This window comes from Ferrovibrio terrae (assembly GCF_007197755.1).
Classification (GTDB): Bacteria; Pseudomonadota; Alphaproteobacteria; order Ferrovibrionales; family Ferrovibrionaceae; genus Ferrovibrio; species Ferrovibrio terrae.
Window position 1 is genome coordinate 935787 of sequence record NZ_CP041636.1, and the last position, 16593, is coordinate 952379.

Below are 16593 nucleotides of genomic sequence, written 5' to 3' on the forward strand. Positions count from 1 at the left end.
GATGGTGGACTATCCGTTCAGCGATGCTTGAAATCAGCTTTGCGCTTCTCGGCAAAGGCACTCATGCCTTCCTTCTGGTCTTCGGTGCCGAAGGTGGAATGGAAGACGCGACGTTCGAACCGCACGCCTTCAGTCAGCGTGGTCTCATAGGCGCGATTGACCGATTCCTTGGCGATCATCACGATCGGACGCGACAGGCTGCAGATTTTCTCCGCCGCCTTGATCGCTTCGTTGAGCAGTTCCGCGGCCGGCACCACACGGCTGACCAGACCGGAGCGCTCGGCTTCGTCGGCATCCATCATGCGAGCGGTGAGGCACATTTCCATCGCCTTGGACTTGCCGACAAAGCGAGTCAGGCGCTGGGTGCCGCCGGCGCCCGGAATGGTGCCGAGATTGATTTCCGGCTGGCCGAACTTGGCGGTGTCGGCGGCGATGATGAAATCGCACATCATCGCCAGTTCGCAACCGCCGCCCAGCGCATAGCCGGCCACGGCAGCGATCACCGGCTTGCGGCAGCGCGCGGCGCGCTCCCAGTCGCGGGTGATGAAGTCTTCCTTGTAGACGTCCATATACGTCTTGGGCTGCATTTCCTTGATGTCGGCGCCGGCGGCAAAGGCCTTTTCCGAGCCGGTGATGATCATACAGCCGATGTTGTCGTCGGCCTCGAAAGCATCCAGCGCGACCGTCATTTCCTGCATCAGCGCGGCATTCAGGGCATTGAGCGCCTTGGGACGGTTCAGCGTGATCAGGCCGACCTGGCCGCGCGTCTCCACCAGGATGTTCTCATATGCCATGACAGTTTCCTCTGGTTTTCAATGATTATTGCTGGTGCGGTGCCAGTTCGAAGCGCACCGTGAGCGCGCCGTCGCGGCCGACGAAGCCAAGGCGCAGTTGCTCTTTGTCGCGGCGATACTGTTCGTTGTCCTGCCGGGTCCAGCCGAGTTGCGGCAACGTGGCAGCATAGAACTGGCGCACCGCACTGGCGGTCACCGCACCCTTGGCTTCCGTGCTGGCGATGCGGCCCGACGGCTTGTCGAACACGGCGGCGGCATCGGCATTTTCCGCCAGACCCGGCATCAACGGGACGTCTTCAGCGATGGAGAGGAAGCCGGCAGCCGCCTGAGCATCCGAAAGGCTTGCACGAATCCCCGCCAGCGCCAGACCGCCGATGACGACACCGCCCATGAGGGGTGCGACAAGGACGAAAAGTGCAGCTAGCGCCGGGACCGGGAAAGACCTCCAGCCGGGGCGGAACATGGCCGGGAATTTGGCATCCCGAGGCTGGTTTTGGAAGGCTTGGGCGGGCGGGGAATCGCTACTTCTGGCAGCGTTTGCAGAAGAAAGTGGACCGCCCGGACTGCACGATCCGCTGCACCTTCGATTTGCAGGTGATGCAGGCCTCGCCCTCACGGTCGTAGACCCGGAACCGGGTCTGGAAATAGCCCAGTTCGCCATCCGACTGCACATAATCGCGCAAGGACGAGCCGCCGGCTTCCACCGCCTCGCCCAGCACCGCCTTGATGGCGGGCACCAGCAACTCCAGCCTGTCGGCCTTCACTGTGCCGGCCAGCTTTTCGGGGTTGATGCCGGCGCGGAACAGCGCCTCGCAGACATAGATGTTGCCAAGACCAGCCACCACGGTCTGGTCCAGCAGGGCCGCCTTCATCGGGGTTTTCTTGCCGGCCAGTGCCGCCGCCAGCACGGCAGGCGTGAAATCCGCACCCAGCGGCTCAGGCCCGATTCCCGCCAGCAGCCGGTGTTCGGCGAGCTTCTTTGCCGGCACCAGATCCATCATGCCGAAGCGGCGCGCATCGTTGAAGGTGACGGCCGAGCCGTCTTCGGTGGCAAAAATCACATGATCATGCGGCCCGATATCGTTGGGCCAGCCGGCGCGAATCACCATGCGGCCCGACATGCCCAGATGAATGATCCAGACCAGATCGCCTTCCAGCCGGACCAGGATGTATTTGGCGCGGCGGTCGAGCGTCTCGACCCGGCGGCCCTGGATGGATTTGGCGAAATTCTTCGGCAGCGGAAAGCGCAGATCGGGGCGCCGGGCCTCGATGCGTGTGATGCGCCGGCCCTCCAGTTTCAGGGCCAGTCCCCGGCGGGTGGTTTCCACTTCGGGCAATTCAGGCATGTCTGTCTCTATACCGTTAAGGGCCCGTTTCGGCTATGGTCTGCCCGCCATGAGCAAGACAGGTTCTGACAGCAGCGAGACCCATTTCGGCTTCCGCACCGTAGCCGAGACCGAAAAGGCGCGCCTCGTGCGCGGAGTGTTCGATTCGGTCGCCAGCCGCTACGACGTCATGAACGACCTGATGTCGGGCGGCGTCCACCGGCTGTGGAAAGCCGCGATGATCGACTGGCTCAATCCGCATGGCGAGATCACCGTGCTGGACGTGGCTGGCGGCACTGGCGACATCGCCTTCCGCATTCTGGACCGCGCTCCGCAGTCGAAGGTCATCGTGGCCGACATCAACGCCGCGATGCTGGAACAGGGTCGCAATCGCGCCATCGACCAGGCGCGACTGGGCCGCCTGACCTGGGCCTGCATGGATGCCGAGAAGCTGGCGCTGCCCGACCGATCGGTGGATGCCTATACCATCGCCTTCGGCATCCGCAACGTCACCCATATCGAAGCGGCACTCAGCGAAGCCTTTCGTGTGCTGAAGCCGGGCGGGCGTTTCCTCTGTCTGGAATTCTCCACTGTGCGCAATCCGGCGCTGGCGAAAATCTATGACCTCTACAGTTTCAATCTGCTGCCGAAAATCGGCGGGATCGTCGCCAGCGATGCCGACTCCTACCGCTATCTGGTGGAAAGCATCCGCCGCTTCCCCAACCAGGAACGGTTCGCCGAAATGATCACGGCGACCGGCTTCCGCAACGTGGCAGTGCGCGACCTCAGCGGTGGCATCGCCGCACTTCATTCGGCCCGTCGTATCTGAGCTGCTGGACACCGTGCTGACCAATCTGCGCCACCTGTTCCGCCTGTTTGCAATTGGCCGCTGCTTGGCGCGGCACGATGCGCTGTTCCTGCTGCAGCAGGCCCCGGTCGGCGGTACGACCGCGCGGCAGGCCTTGCGCCTGTTCCAGGTGTTGTTCGGACGGCGTCGTCCGGATCTGCGCGAAGGCGAGCGGTTGGCGGCGGCCCTTGCCGATCTCGGCCCCAGTTTCATCAAGCTCGGCCAGGTCTTGTCGGTGCGGCCCGATATGGTCGGCCCGGCGATTGCCGAGGATCTCGGCCGCCTGCGCGACAAGCTGCCGCCGTTTTCATGGGAAGAGGCGCATGCGATCCTGACGGCTGAACTCGGCGCGCCGCCCGAGCAGCTTTATGCCGATATCACGATCGTACCGGTGGCCGCCGCCAGCGTGGCCCAGGTGCATCTGGCCACCACGTCGATGGGCCTGCCGGTGGCGGTGAAAGTGCTGCGTCCCGGTGTAGAAGCGGCATTTGCGCGGGACCTCAAACTGTTTGCCTGGCTGGCCGAGACGATGGAGCACCATGTCGCCGGCATGGCGCGGCTGCGGCCACGCGACGTGGTACTGGCACTGGCCGAATGGGTGTCGATCGAACTCGACCTGCGGCTGGAGGCTGCTGCGGCCTCGGAGCTGCGCGATAATTTCATCGACGATGCCGATGTGATCGTACCTGCCATCGACTGGCAGCGCACCGGCCGCCGCGTGATGACCGTACAGCGCATCAGCGGTACCCCGATCGAGGATCGCGCGGCACTGGTGGCTGGCGGTATTGACGTGACAGTGGTGGCCGACCGCGTGATCCGCGTGTTCCTGAAGCAGGCTCTGCGCGACGGTTATTTCCATGCCGACATGCATCACGGCAACCTGTTCGTGGCCCCCGACGGCCGACTGGAACTGGTCGATTTTGGTATCATGGGCCGGCTCGATCTGAAGACCCGACGCTTCATGGCCGAGATGCTGGGGGCCTTCCTGACCGGCAACTGGCGCCGCGCGGCTGAAGTGCATTTCGAAGCCGGCTACGTGCCAGCCGACCGCAGCGTGGACGCCTTTGCGCAGGCCTGCCGCTCGATCGGGGAACCGATTCTGGATCGGCCGGTAGCCGAAATCTCCGTCGGCCGACTGCTGGCGCAGCTGTTCCAGATCACCGAGACCTTCGGCATGCAGACGCAGACCCATCTGCTGCTCCTGCAGAAGACCATGGTGACGGTGGAAGGCGTGGCGCGCAGCCTGGACCCTGAGATCAATTTCTGGGACGCGGCGCGCCCGGTAATCGAGGACTGGGCGCGCGAGCATATGGGGCCCGAAGCCTATATCCGCGAAACCGCCGGCAGCATGATGGATTTCGCGCGCAAGCTGCCGCAGGTGGCACGCGACCTCGAGACGTTGGCCGAAACCACCAAGACGGAAGGCCTGCAGCTCAGTCCGGCCAGCATCGCGGCACTTGCCGAGAGTCAGGCGCTGGCCAATGCGCGCCGCCGCCGCCCGCTGCTCTGGGCGCTGTGGACTGTGGCTGCCCTGCTCGTACTGGCACTGTTCATCTGAGGCAAAACGCACAGAGATTCTGCATATGAACATGTACAGATACTGCGCAGGATGGGCGCGATCAAATGCATCGCCCGGTGCCAAGGTGCTGGATTATGGCTGCGGAGCCGGCACCATCGTTCAGATGATGATCGAAAAGGGCGTGGAAGCTTATGGTTGCGATGTCTTTTACGACGGCGGCGATTACAGCAGGCGTGTGCCGCCTGTTCTGCTGGAGAATGGCACCATTCGCCGTATGGAAGGTGACCGCATCCCGTTCGAGGACGAGAGCTTCGACCTGATCGTCAACAATCAGGTGCTGGAGCACGTTCCTGATCTCGACCTGGTACTGCAAGAGATGGCGCGCGTCCTGAAGCCCGGCGGCAGGGTACTGAGCCTGTTCCCTGATCGCAGCGTGTGGCGCGAAAGGCATTGCGGCATTCCCTTCCTCCACTGGTTCCCGAAGCTGAGCCGCTCCCGCGTTTACTACGCTTATGCCCTGCGCAGCCTCGGCCTCGGGCACCACAAGAAAAATAAGCCGAAATGGCAGTGGAGCGAAGACTTCTGCACCTGGCTCGACAACTGGACCTACTACCGCCCGCGTAAAATCATCCACGACAATTTCCGCCAGCGCATTGGCACGATCCGGAACCTGGAAGTGCAATGCCTGACCGAGTGGCTGGGGTCACGGGCCTGGCTTGTGCGTTTGATGCCAGCCTTCGTCTCCGAACAGATCGTCCACAAGATGGCCTGCCTGGTGTTCGAGACCACCAAGCCGGGCCGGGCCGGCTGATACGATCAGCACGGCACATCATTTTAAAAAAGAAAGGGCCAGTTGCCCGGCCCTTTCCCGTCTTGCCGTAATGGCCTGACTTAGAAGTCCATGCGAACGCCGACGATGGCGAAATTCGCCTTGGCATTGTTGTCGGCCTGCGCAGTTCCACCGACGACCGTGCCAGCTGCGATGGCGTCTTCATACTCATACCGGCCGATGCCGCCGAAGCCGAGGATGCCGCGCGCAACCTGGTAGGTCATACCGAGCGAGTACCAGGTGTACTCGTCTTCACCGCTGACCGTATTGCCGGCAATGTTACCCTGGTCGGCCTTGGTCTTGGCGTAGTCGACGCCGACACCGATTGAGCCCGGATTGGTGCCGTTGGTGAGGTAACGTGCACCCGCGGTGTAGACATTGCGCTCGTCATTCGGACCAACGCCCATCTCTTCCTTCTTCCAGGCGCCACCGACCTGCACCGACGAACCATCGCCGATGTTGTAGGTCACCGTAGTGCCAACCGCCCAGCCCTCCAGGCCTTCACTCTTCAGCACGGTGGCCGATCCATTGGCCAGCGTGCCGGCGCTGTTCGCCTCGATGTCGAAGCGGTTGTAGGCACCGAAGACGCCGACATCGAACGCACCGAAGGACTCAAGGTAATTAGCGGCGTAGGTGTAGGCGCGCGACACCTGCCCAGCATCGTTGCGGGTGGTGAAGCCGCCGCCGCAGCCGATCTGCGTCGGCGCCGAGGCGAAGGCGCTGTTGTTGGTCGAGGTCAAGTCCTGGCAGCCATCCGGTGTGTAGGAGACGCCGAGCTGCAAGCCTTTGCCCGCCTTGGAGCCAAAGTAGCGGTTGGCCGAGGTATAGAGGTTGATGCCGTTGGCATCATCCACCGCGCCGGAGAATTTGGTGAAGTTGCCGCTGGTACGCGCACCGGTCGGTGCATTGGTGATCGCGATCGAGCCGGTCGGGTCAATGGTGCCATAGCCCGGAATCGCGACAGGCGCGCCAAAGACCATCTTGGAAGCGGCGCGGTCAGTCGAGCCGATTTCGGCACGACCGATGTCGCTGCGCTCGACATACATATAGGCTTCGTCGATCTGGTCGCCTTCGGTCTCGCCTTCGAGTTCGACACGGCCACCAATCACGGTACCGTCAGCCAACACGCCGCGGATGTTGAAATAAATTTCGGCATCCGTTGAGAAGGCGTTGCTCTGACGGCCATTCAGGGTGCGGCTGTTGTCGAAATCGGCGGCCTTGAAGACCGTGGTGAAGTAGCCGCCAAGAGTCAGGGCGATCGGCACTTCCTTGGTCTGGGCGGAAGCGATGTCGGCGAGGAACAGGCCGGCCGTCGCAACCAGGGCAGTCTGGAGCAGGAGCGTCTTTTTCATGTGGGGGGTCCCTTGGGGGTTTGAATTGACCTGTCAGCGCCAAAGCAATGACCCACGGCTCACCACGCGACGAAATAAGATCGCCTACTGATTGAAGTCAACGCCGGTCCGGGCCAGTGGCCGGCATTTTTGCTGACGCTGATAGGTTTCCGGCACGGTGTGGCAAATCGGGCATCCATTCCTGTGTCGACCGTCACAAGGCATAGGACGCATTCATTTGGCGGTCACAATTGGAAACTGCCGGCCAGCGATGAGGTTCAATGTCCCGAAAGAATTATTACGCCAAAAAAAGAAAAAGGGCGGGGAAAATCCCCGCCCTTTCCATCCAATTCGCGGAGCGAATTAGAACGTCAGGTTGATACCGACAACACCGAAGGTCTGGTCGATGTTGCTGGCGGCAGTCGGGTGATCGGTGGTGTCGGACACGCCGACGCCAGCGAAGCCCAGGATGCCGGCAGCGACCTGGTAGGTCAGACCGACATGCCAGTATTCCAGGTCGCCCACGCGGGTGGTCGCACCGGAGGAGTTGCTCTCGTTGCGGTCGGCATATTCAAAGCCGATACCGACCGAGCCCGGAGCCGCACCGTTGGTCAGGTAGCGCACGCCGGCTGTCCAGCCCTTGCGCTCACGAACAGCGGTGACGTCTTCGTTGGTGATCGCGCCACCGAACTGCACCGACGAACCGTCGCCGACGTTCCAGGTGAACAGCGCGCCACCCTGGTAGCCGGTCTCACGGCTGCTCGGGGAGGTCGCGGCACCGGCGCCAATCACCTTCACGCTGTTATAGCCAGCGTAGAGGGCGACGTCGAACGCGCCGAACGATTCGAGGTAGTTGGCGCCAGCGTTGAACTGCTGCTCGAGACCGACAACGGTGTTCGGGGTGAAGAAACCGGTGCCGCAGCCCTGCTGACCGGAAGTCACGGCAGTGGCCGAAGCCGCGCCGCTGGCCGTGGTCAGATCCTGGCAGTTATCCGGCGCGTAGCCGACGCCGAGCTGCAGGCCCTTGCCCGCCTTCGAGCCGAAGTAGCGGTTCGAAGCGGTGTAGGCGTTGATGCGGTTGGCATCGTCCATGTTGTTGGCGAAACGCATCAGCGGGGCGTTGTTCACGGCCGAGTATTCCGACTGCACCGTGGTGCTGTAGTTCGGCAGCGAGTTCGGCGCACCGTAGATCATCTTGGTGGTGGGCGAATCCATCGAACCGATTTCGGTACGGCCGAATTCAGCATGTTCGATGAACATGTAGGCTTCGTCGATCTGGTCGCCATAGGTGGCGGATTCCAGTTCAACACGGCCACCGATCACGGTGCCGTTGGCGAGGACGCCACGGAAGTTGAAATGGATTTCCGAGTCCTGCTTGATGCCATGATCGGACTGGCCGCCATTCGGCGAACGGTCCTGCCACTGCAGGAGCTGGTTGTAGTAGCCGCCAACGGTCAAGCCGAGCGGAACTTCCTTGGTCTGCGCGTTAGCGATATCGGCCACAAACAGGCCGGCAGCGGCAACGAGCGCCGTTTGCAGAAGCAGAGTCTTCTTCATTTTCCTCTTTCCTCTCCCACCGGGATTAGGGTTGCAGTGCTAGTCACTAGCATTGAACAAACAGCCAGACGGGCCGCTGATCGCTGAGGATCAAGCCATTTGCGCCCTACAAGTGTCAATTAAAGCAGCACTTTCGCCGAGACTTTTGGAACCTGTGTTGCAATTGAGCCACACAAAATCGCCGTGAGTCGATTTTTATCGTTCTAAAACAACAATATACCTGCAGGGTACCGACTATGCCGGGGCTGTTGCAGAAACGAAAAGTGTGAAGGGGTGGTTAAAGCCGCGGGCTAGCGGCGCACGAGTCGATAGGCGCGGCCGGATTCCGGCGTGCCGTTTTCGATTCGCAGGGCCTCGTCATGGGTGACAACGACAACGAATCCGGCCCGCTCGGCCAGGTTGCGGATATAGTCGTCGGTCTGCCGGAAGCGACCGCTGGACCGCAATTCGACCGGCTGCGCCCCTTCCGCCAGCTCGATGGTGAACAGAAGCTCGCCATTCTTGTTAAGATATTGATCCGAAATAAAGAATATTTCGTCTAGCTGTCCGATATATATGAATACATCGGTAGCAAGGACGGCGTCGTAGCGGCAGGGCGGACGGCGCAGAAAGGCATGCGCTTCAGCCTTGTAGAGATGGTCGTAAGCGCCGCGACGGGCCGACTGCTGCAGCATGCGCGGGGCGAGATCGACGCCATCCAGTCGTGCCGCGTAAGGCTTGAATACCGGCGCATTCAGCCCGGTGCCGCAGCCCAGATCGAGGATTGCCCGACTGCCATCGCGGTCCCAGATTCCTTCGATCAGACCGGCAACCATCTGCGGCCCACGATAGTTCAGGGCCGCCAGATGGGCCTCGAAACTCTCGGCATGGCCGTCGAAAACCCAGACGACATAGTCGTCGGGCGCCCTGTCAGGCACCCGGCTGCCGTCCAGCATATCGACCATATGCCGGATTGCGCCGGATTGCGGCATCAGTGCCAATGCCTGGCGAAAAGCCGCGAGCGCCGCCTGCGTATCCTTGCGTTCGAGCTGGCACTGGCCAAGCCCGAGCCAGGCCGGGGCGGTTTCCTGCAGTCCGAGCGTTTTACGGTAGATTTCGATGGCCCGGTCGAGCTGTCCCGCCGCCTGGGCCTGCCAGGCGAGCTGCAAAAGATCCTGCGCCGACTGCATGTTCGAATTCATGTTCTACCGACTCTGGCCGACTCCGGGTCCGGCGGGCTTAAGCCCTTTTGCCCGGCCTGACAATCCTGCTAATCCCCCGGCAATTCCACGGTGTACTACTGGCCGGTCAACCGGGCCTGTTATAGACTGCGCCATCCATTGCTGCAGTATGCGTTTCTGGAGGTTGCCACGATGGCGTCTGTGCGCCCAACCCGTTCCTACCGACGGGATTTTCCGCATCGCGGAGCGATGCTGGTTTCTGCTTTGGCGGCTCTGCTCGCGCTGGGCGGCTGCGCCGCGAAGGGTGATGGCGAGACCCAGACCTATTACCCGGAAAAGAACCAGTACGGCAACTACGACCCGTCCCCCACCGGTCCACGGCAGTCGATCTTCGGCGCCGGCGGCCTTAACCTGCTCGGTGGCAACCAGAAGAAGGATGAAGGCAGTGGCGGCGGTATCGGCGTCAACAGCTTCCTGTGGCGCGCCACGCTCGACACCGTGTCGTTCATGCCGCTGGTTTCGGCCGACCCGTTCGGCGGTGTGATCATCACCGACTGGTACACGCCGCAGCAGACGCCGGCCGAGCGCTTCAAGGTGAATGTCTACATCCTCGACCGCGCGCTGCGCGCCGACGGCATCCGCGTCGCGGTATTCCGCCAGGTCCGCCAGGGCGACAACTGGGCCGACCAGGCGCCGGCGCCCAACACGGCGGTGAGCATGGAAAACGCCATCCTGCAGCGCGCCCGCGAATTCCGCATGGAAGCTGAGGCGCGCCGCTGAGCGACGCCCCTCCCGAACACCCGCATACGTCTAACACCGGAACCGTTGATGTCCCGCTATAACGCCAAGGCGGTCGAAACCAAGTGGCAAGCCGCCTGGAACGAACGCCAGGCCTTTCGTGCCGAAGCTGACCCCAAGCGTCCGAAATACTACGTGCTGGAGATGTTTCCCTATCCGTCGGGACGCATCCACATGGGGCATGTGCGCAACTACACGCTGGGCGACGTCGTCGCCCGCTACAAGCGCGCCCGCGGCTTCAACGTGCTGCACCCGATGGGCTGGGACGCCTTCGGTCTGCCGGCGGAAAACGCCGCGCAGGAAAAGAAGATTCATCCCGCCGCCTGGACTTACGACAACATCGCCAACATGCGCGCCGAGCTGCAGCGCATGGGCCTGTCGCTCGACTGGAGCCGCGAATTCGCGACCTGCCATCCGGGTTATTACAAGTATCAGCAGGAAATCTTCCTCGATTTCCTCAAGGCCGGTCTGATCGACCGCAAGGAAAGCTTCGTCAACTGGGATCCGGTCGATCATACCGTGCTCGCCAACGAGCAGGTGATCGATGGCCGCGGCTGGCGTTCGGGCGCCGTGGTCGAGCGCCGCAAGCTGTCGCAGTGGTTCCTGAAAATCACGAATTACGCCGACGATCTGCTCGATGCGCTGCAGACCGGCCTTGAGCGCTGGCCCGAGCGCGTCAAGCTGATGCAGCAGAACTGGATCGGCAAATCCGAAGGCGCGCGTTTCGCATTTGCGCTGCAGGACCGTTCCGACAAGGTCGAAGTCTATTCGACGCGGCCCGACACGCTGTTCGGCGCCAGCTTCGTTGCGATTGCCGCCGATCATCCGCTGGCCGCCGAAGCCGCGAAGAACGATCCGAAACTCGCCGCCTTCATCGAGGAATGCCGCCAGAGCGGCACGGCGGAAGCTGAACTGGAGAAGGCCGAAAAGAAGGGCTATCGCATCAATATCGAGGCGGTACATCCCTTCGACCCGGACTGGACCCTGCCGGTCTATGTGGCGAATTTCGTGCTAATGGAATACGGCACCGGCGCGATCTTCGGCTGCCCGGGCCATGACCAGCGCGACCTGGATTTCGCCCGCAAATACGACCTGACCGTAAAGGCCGTCGTCGCGCCCAAAGGCCAGGCGAATGTCGAGATCGGCACCGAGGCTTTCACCGAGACCGACAATACGGTTGCGGTCAATTCCGATTTCCTCAACGGCCTGGATGTGGCGGCCGCCAAGCGCGCCGCGATCAAAAAGCTGGAAGAGCTCAAGGCCGGAGAAGGCACTGTCACCTTCCGACTGCGCGACTGGGGCGTATCGCGCCAGCGCTACTGGGGTTGCCCGATTCCGGTGATCCATTGCGAGGACTGCGGCATCGTGCCGGTGCCGAAGCAGGACTTGCCGGTGCAGCTGCCCGACGATGTCACCTTCGACAAGCCGGGCAATCCGCTGGATCACCATCCGACCTGGAAGCATGTGAACTGCCCGACCTGCGGCAAGGCCGCGCGTCGCGAGACCGATACCTGCGACACCTTCGTCGACAGTTCGTGGTATTTCGCCCGTTTCTGCAGCCCGCGCGCGGAGCTGCCGATGGTGCAGGAAGAAGTCGATTACTGGATGCCGGTCGATCAGTATATCGGCGGCATCGAGCATGCGATCCTGCACCTGCTGTATTCGCGCTTCTTTACCCGCGCATTGCGCGATACCGGGCATCTGTCGCTGAAAAGCGGCGAACCTTTCGCCGGCCTGTTCACACAGGGCATGGTCTGCCATGAGACCTACAGGGATGCCTCCGGCACCTGGCTGGAGCCGACCGAAGTGAAGAAGGACAGCGGCAAGGTGGTGCATATCCGCACCAACGAGCCGGTGACGGTGGGCCGCACCGAGAAGATGTCGAAGTCGAAGAAAAACGTCATCGACCCCGGCCTGATCATCGATACCTACGGCGCCGACACCGCGCGCTGGTTCATGCTGTCGGACAGCCCGCCGGAACGCGATCTGGAATGGAGCGAGTCCGGCGTCGAAGGCGCCTGGCGCTTCACCCAGCGTTTGTGGCGCCTGGTGTCCGAACCGCGCGGACCGATCGCCGCCAAAGCGGCAGGCAAGCCGTCCGACTGGCCGCAAGCCGCGCAGGAGCTGCGCCGCGAACTGCACAAGACCATCGCCGCCCTGACCCAGGATCTCGAGCAGTTCCATTTCAACAAGGCCGTCGCGCGCATCCACGAATTCGCCAATCTGCTGGAAGCCGCCAGGGGCGACGACGCGGCAACAGCCTGGGCGCGCCGCGAGGCACTGGAATCGCTCGCCAAGCTGATTGGTCCGATGGTGCCGCACCTGGCCGAGGAAATCTGGCAGGCGCTGGGCCATGATGGCCTGCTGCTGGAGCAGCCCTGGCCGGTCGCCGATGCCGATCTGGCGCGCGACGAGACCGTCACCATCGCGGTGCAGGTCTCCGGCAAGCTGCGCGCCACCATCGAAGTGGCGCGCGACATGGCACAACCCGATCTGGAAAAGCTCGCGTTGGCCAACGACAATGTCGTGCGTGCCATCGATGGCAAACCCGTTCGCAAGGTGATCATCGTGCCGAACCGGATCGTCAATGTCGTGGTCTAGCCAGATTCGCACGCTGGCGATCAGCCTGCTGCTGGCTGGCGTTGTGGCCGGCTGCGGCTTTCGGCCGCTATACAAGCAGACCGGCAATACCGATACGGTGCGGGACTTCTCACAGATCAGCATCGCACAGCCCGAGGATCGTCCCTCGCAGCAGCTGCGCAACTTCCTGCTTGATAGCTTGACGCCTTATGGCCAGCCGGACCGTCCGCTGTACCGGCTGGAATACCGTCTCACCGAATCGGTCGGTTCGGTGTTTGTGACCCGTAGCGAGGAAATCACCCGCAACAATCTGCAGCTCAGCGCATCTGTCTCTCTGCGGGATTATCAGACCGGGGCCATCCGGACCTCGATTTCGGCAAGCAGCCAGGCCTCGTATAACGTGACCTTGGCGGATTACGCCAATCTGGTCAGCGAAAAGAATGCGCGGGAGCGCGCACTGCGTGACGTCGCCGAGCAGATCCGCCTGCGTCTGGGCAATTACTTCGACCGCCGTCCGGAAATGGAGCGTCGCGCGCTGGAACGGCAGCGGATGGAGGATCAGCGGTTCAACCCGCAGCCGCCGGCACAGCCGTTACCCGCGGAACAGCGTCCTGAACTGCAGCGCGGTCTGCTGCAATGAAGCTGGCCGCGCGCGAGGTCGAGGGCTTCGTCAAGCGGCCACGACCTGATATCCGCGCGATACTGCTGTTCGGCAGCGATGCCGGCCTGATCCGCGAGCGCGCCAAGGCCATCGCGCAAAGCGCCTGCCCCGATCTGAGTGATCCGTTCCGCGTCGTCACGCTGACCGGCGCGCAGTTGCAGGATGATCCGGCCCGGCTGGCTGATGAAGCGGCCGCGATGGCGCTGACCGGTGGCCGCCGTGTCGTGATGATCTCCGGCGCTGGCGACCGCAATGGCAAGCTGTTTGCCGGATTCTTCGAGGCCGCGATCGGCGATGCACTGATCGTGGTCGAAGCCGGCGAACTCACGCCGCGCTCGTCCCTGCGCGTCGCTTTCGAAGACGCCGCCATCGGCGTTGCCCTTGGCTGCTACGCTGACGACAACCGCGCGCTGCAGGGCCTGGCCGAGGATATGATCAAGGAAGCTGGCAAGAAGATCGCGCCGGACGCCATGGCCTATCTGCTCGACAATCTTGGCGCCGACCGCATGATCACGCGCGGCGAGATCACCAAGCTGCTGCTCTACAAGGGCGACGAGGCCACGCCGATCAGCCTGGAAGACTGCGAAGCCGTGATCGGCGACAGCTCCACGCTGTTCCTGGATGACGCCGCCTTTGCCGCATTCGGCGGCGACTTCAACCACCTGACCGATGCGTTGACGCGCTGCGAAGGCGCCGGTGAATCGCCGGTGGCGATTTTGCGCGTGGCGCAGAAGCACGGCCAAAAGTTGCATCTGGCTGCCGCCAGCCGCGAGGCCGGCAATGTGATGGATCCGAAACGGCTGGGCGTGCACTGGACGCGCAGCGCCGGATTCGAGAAGCAGATGCGCCAGTGGTCGAGCGACCGTCTGATGCGTGCGCTGGAAATCCTCACCGATGCCGAACTGATGGCCAAGAGCACCGGCATGCCGGCGGCCAGCGCCTGCGGCGACGCCCTGCTGCGCATCGCGCGCGCTGCCCAGGTGAAGCGCTAATCACTCACCGAAATCGAGGATGCCGGCCGAGCCGTCTTCGCCGCCGGCGATCAGGTAACGGCCGTCGCGGCTCCAGGTCAGCGCCGTCACCGGAGAGCGACCGAGCTGTTCCATGTCGATACTGGTTTCATCATTCACGCGTCCGAGCTTGATCAGGCCGTTCACGTCGCCTGACGCCACCATGCCCAGTCGCGGATGGAAGGCAACGGCGGTGACGACGGCGCCGCGATTGAGCTCCATCGGCGCGGTGCCCATCGGGCCCTTGCCCTTGCAATCCCACACCACCACCACTTCGGCGCCCGAGGTGGCGAGCCAGCGGCCATCCTTCGACCAGCTCAGACTGCGCGGCTTGTTCGGATAGCCGCTCATGCGCATATCGGCGCTGTCCGACAGCCGCCAGCCATGCATCTCGTTTTCCTGCGTCGCCGTCATGACGAACTTGCCGTCCGGCGACCAGGTGACCGTGAGATGCGAGCTTTTCCAGTTCAGCCGCTTGGCCGGCTGGGTTTCCGCCTTGCACCACCACAACGACACGCCGCCGTAATGCGACACCGCAAAGCGCTTGCCTTTGGGATTGAAGGCCAGCCCGGTGACCGTGCTGGGATGATCGTCGAAGGTGGCCACCGGTTCGCCGCGTGCATTCAGCAGGCCGACGCGCTTGCCGGCGCCATACACGATGCCGCCTTCGGAGACCGCAAGCTGTTCGATCCATTTGCGCGGCACCGTTGCCAACTCCTGGCCCTCGCCGCTCACCGTCGTCAGCATCAGACGGCCGTCATCGCCGCCGGAGACGAAGCCTTCGCCATCGGGCGCGGCGGCCAGGCACAGCAGCGTGGCATCGGGATGCGCGATCAGCCGCCGCGTGGTTTCGGCCTCCGGATTGTCGAACGGCCGCAGCGCGATCGAACCGTCGCCCAGGCCGAAGCCGGCATGGCCGGCAGATTCAGCGGAGGCCACGGCCACCACGCCAGACTTGAACTGCCAGAGATAGGCCCGGAATCCGATCTGCGCGCCGGGTGCTGCGGTCTGTGCGGTCGACATCAGGCGCGGCAACCCTCAAAGCCCTTCTGCAGGGCGTCGCGATCCAGCTCACGGCCGATGAAGACCAGCCGCGAGAAGCGGTCTTCGTCGCTGCGCCAGTCGCGCTGGAAGTCGCCGTCCTTGATCATATGCACCGCCTGGAAGACGAAGCGCTTGTCGCTGCCCTTGAAATCCAGGATGCCCTTGCTGCGCAGGATGTCCTGGCCCTGGGTGGCCAGCAGTTCGCTGATCCAGGCATCGAATTTGCGCGAATCGACCGGCGTGTCGAGCTTGAGCGACACGCTCTTGACGGTGGTGTCGTGGATGCTGTCGCCGTGATCGTGGCCGCAATGTTCGTCATGCACATGGCCGGCTTCGCCATGCGCCGGATTGTGATGATGGCCGTGATCATGCCCATGGTCATGATGGTGGTGATCATGGCCACAATGGTCGTCATGCACATGCCCGGCTTCGCCATGCGCCGGATTGTTCTTCAGGAAATCCGGCTCGAGATCGAGGATGCGGTTGAGGTCGAAGGCGCCGCGGTCCAGCACCTTGTCCAGCGCGACGTCGCAGCGGGTCGCGTGATGGATCTGCGCGAAACGATTGACGCTGCGGATACGGCGCTCGACCTCGGCCAGTTCGGCCGGGCTGACCAGATCGGTCTTGTTCAGCACGATCACATCGGCAAAGGCGATCTGTTCTTCCGCTTCGCGGCTGTCCTTCAGGCGCGCCGGCAGATGGCGCGCATCCACCACGGTCACGATGGAATCGAGGCGCGCGCGGCGCGACACGTCGTCATCGACAAAGAAGGTCTGCGCCACCGGGCCGGGATCGGCGAGGCCGGTGGTTTCCACCACGATGGCATCGAAACGATCCTTGCGCTTGAACAGGCCCTCGATGATGCGGATCAGGTCGCCGCGCACGGTGCAGCAGATGCAGCCGTTGTTCATTTCGAAGACTTCTTCATCGGCATCCACGACCAGCTCGTTGTCGATGCCGATTTCACCGAATTCATTGATGATGACGGCGTATTTCTTGCCGTGATTCTCGGTCAGGATGCGGTTCAGCAGGGTGGTCTTGCCGGCACCCAGATAGCCGGTCAGAACGGTGACGGGCGTCTTGCTGAAATCGGCCGAGGAAGGCAATGACTGCGACATAAGCGGATATCTCCGGCCGG

At 62.9% G+C, this 16593-nt stretch carries 15 protein-coding genes; 7 read left to right on the top strand and 8 right to left on the bottom strand.

The genetic code is table 11. The features are described 5' to 3' along the window. Window positions 1-17: 17 nt before the first annotated feature. From FNB15_RS04470 to mutM, 3 genes are all read right to left on the bottom strand, one after another. Window positions 18-794 carry an enoyl-CoA hydratase gene (locus FNB15_RS04470; RefSeq protein WP_144067554.1) on the bottom strand — a complete coding sequence of 259 codons (777 nt, stop codon included), beginning with the start codon at window positions 792-794 and terminating at the stop codon, window positions 18-20. Between the two features lie 25 nt (window positions 795-819). Further along, window positions 820-1185 (bottom strand): hypothetical protein, encoded by a 366-nt coding sequence (locus FNB15_RS04475; protein WP_144067555.1) that lies wholly within the window; start codon window positions 1183-1185, stop codon window positions 820-822. Window positions 1186-1315: 130 nt separating this feature from the next. After that, a complete protein-coding gene (mutM, locus tag FNB15_RS04480; RefSeq protein WP_144067556.1) occupies window positions 1316-2140 on the bottom strand; it encodes a bifunctional DNA-formamidopyrimidine glycosylase/DNA-(apurinic or apyrimidinic site) lyase in 825 nt (274 codons plus the stop codon). 49 nt (window positions 2141-2189) lie between these two features. Between mutM and ubiE the strand changes: the two genes are divergently transcribed. Genes ubiE through FNB15_RS04495 form a run of 3 tightly spaced genes read left to right on the top strand, consistent with a single transcriptional unit; the run spans window position 2190 to window position 5296 of the window. Further along, window positions 2190-2948: a bifunctional demethylmenaquinone methyltransferase/2-methoxy-6-polyprenyl-1,4-benzoquinol methylase UbiE gene (gene ubiE, locus FNB15_RS04485; protein WP_144067557.1), complete on the top strand. Its 759-nt coding sequence runs from the start codon at window positions 2190-2192 to the stop codon at window positions 2946-2948. A 13-nt stretch (window positions 2949-2961) separates the two neighbouring features. Further along, entirely contained in the window at window positions 2962-4524 is a 1563-nt protein-coding gene (gene ubiB, locus FNB15_RS04490; protein ID WP_144067558.1) for a 2-polyprenylphenol 6-hydroxylase, read from the top strand. A gap of 25 nt (window positions 4525-4549) precedes the next feature. After that, entirely contained in the window at window positions 4550-5296 is a 747-nt protein-coding gene (locus tag FNB15_RS04495) for a class I SAM-dependent methyltransferase (protein WP_185973711.1), read from the top strand. A gap of 80 nt (window positions 5297-5376) precedes the next feature. On the opposite strand, the gene FNB15_RS04500 is transcribed toward FNB15_RS04495, so the two are convergent. The 3 genes from FNB15_RS04500 to FNB15_RS04510 form a co-directional block, all read right to left on the bottom strand. Then, window positions 5377-6666, bottom strand: a complete 1290-nt coding sequence (locus FNB15_RS04500; protein WP_144067560.1) for a porin — start codon at window positions 6664-6666, stop codon at window positions 5377-5379. A gap of 342 nt (window positions 6667-7008) precedes the next feature. Beyond that, window positions 7009-8202, bottom strand: coding sequence for a porin (locus FNB15_RS04505; RefSeq protein WP_144067561.1), 1194 nt, complete (start codon window positions 8200-8202; stop codon window positions 7009-7011). Between the two features lie 290 nt (window positions 8203-8492). Next, window positions 8493-9383, bottom strand: coding sequence for a class I SAM-dependent DNA methyltransferase (locus FNB15_RS04510; protein ID WP_144067562.1), 891 nt, complete (start codon window positions 9381-9383; stop codon window positions 8493-8495). A gap of 228 nt (window positions 9384-9611) precedes the next feature. Between FNB15_RS04510 and FNB15_RS04515 the strand changes: the two genes are divergently transcribed. From FNB15_RS04515 to holA, 4 genes are read left to right on the top strand one after another with little or no spacing between them, the layout of a single operon-like run. Continuing rightward, window positions 9612-10142 (top strand): DUF3576 domain-containing protein, encoded by a 531-nt coding sequence (locus FNB15_RS04515; RefSeq protein WP_144067563.1) that lies wholly within the window; start codon window positions 9612-9614, stop codon window positions 10140-10142. Between the two features lie 48 nt (window positions 10143-10190). After that, the gene (gene leuS, locus FNB15_RS04520) at window positions 10191-12761 is read left to right on the top strand and encodes a leucine--tRNA ligase (RefSeq protein WP_144067564.1); all 2571 of its coding nucleotides are present in this window, start codon (window positions 10191-10193) and stop codon (window positions 12759-12761) included. Then, window positions 12748-13380 carry an LPS assembly lipoprotein LptE gene (locus FNB15_RS04525; RefSeq protein ID WP_144067565.1) on the top strand — a complete coding sequence of 211 codons (633 nt, stop codon included), beginning with the start codon at window positions 12748-12750 and terminating at the stop codon, window positions 13378-13380. The genes leuS and FNB15_RS04525 overlap by 14 nt, the downstream gene beginning before the upstream one ends. Next, entirely contained in the window at window positions 13377-14393 is a 1017-nt protein-coding gene (holA, locus tag FNB15_RS04530; RefSeq protein WP_144067566.1) for a DNA polymerase III subunit delta, read from the top strand. The genes FNB15_RS04525 and holA overlap by 4 nt, the downstream gene beginning before the upstream one ends. On the opposite strand, the gene FNB15_RS04535 is transcribed toward holA, so the two are convergent. Beyond that, window positions 14394-15434 (bottom strand): WD40 repeat domain-containing protein, encoded by a 1041-nt coding sequence (locus FNB15_RS04535; protein WP_144258630.1) that lies wholly within the window; start codon window positions 15432-15434, stop codon window positions 14394-14396. Next, window positions 15434-16573, bottom strand: coding sequence for a CobW family GTP-binding protein (locus tag FNB15_RS04540; RefSeq protein ID WP_144067567.1), 1140 nt, complete (start codon window positions 16571-16573; stop codon window positions 15434-15436). The genes FNB15_RS04535 and FNB15_RS04540 overlap by 1 nt, the downstream gene beginning before the upstream one ends. Window positions 16574-16593 lie beyond the last annotated feature (20 nt).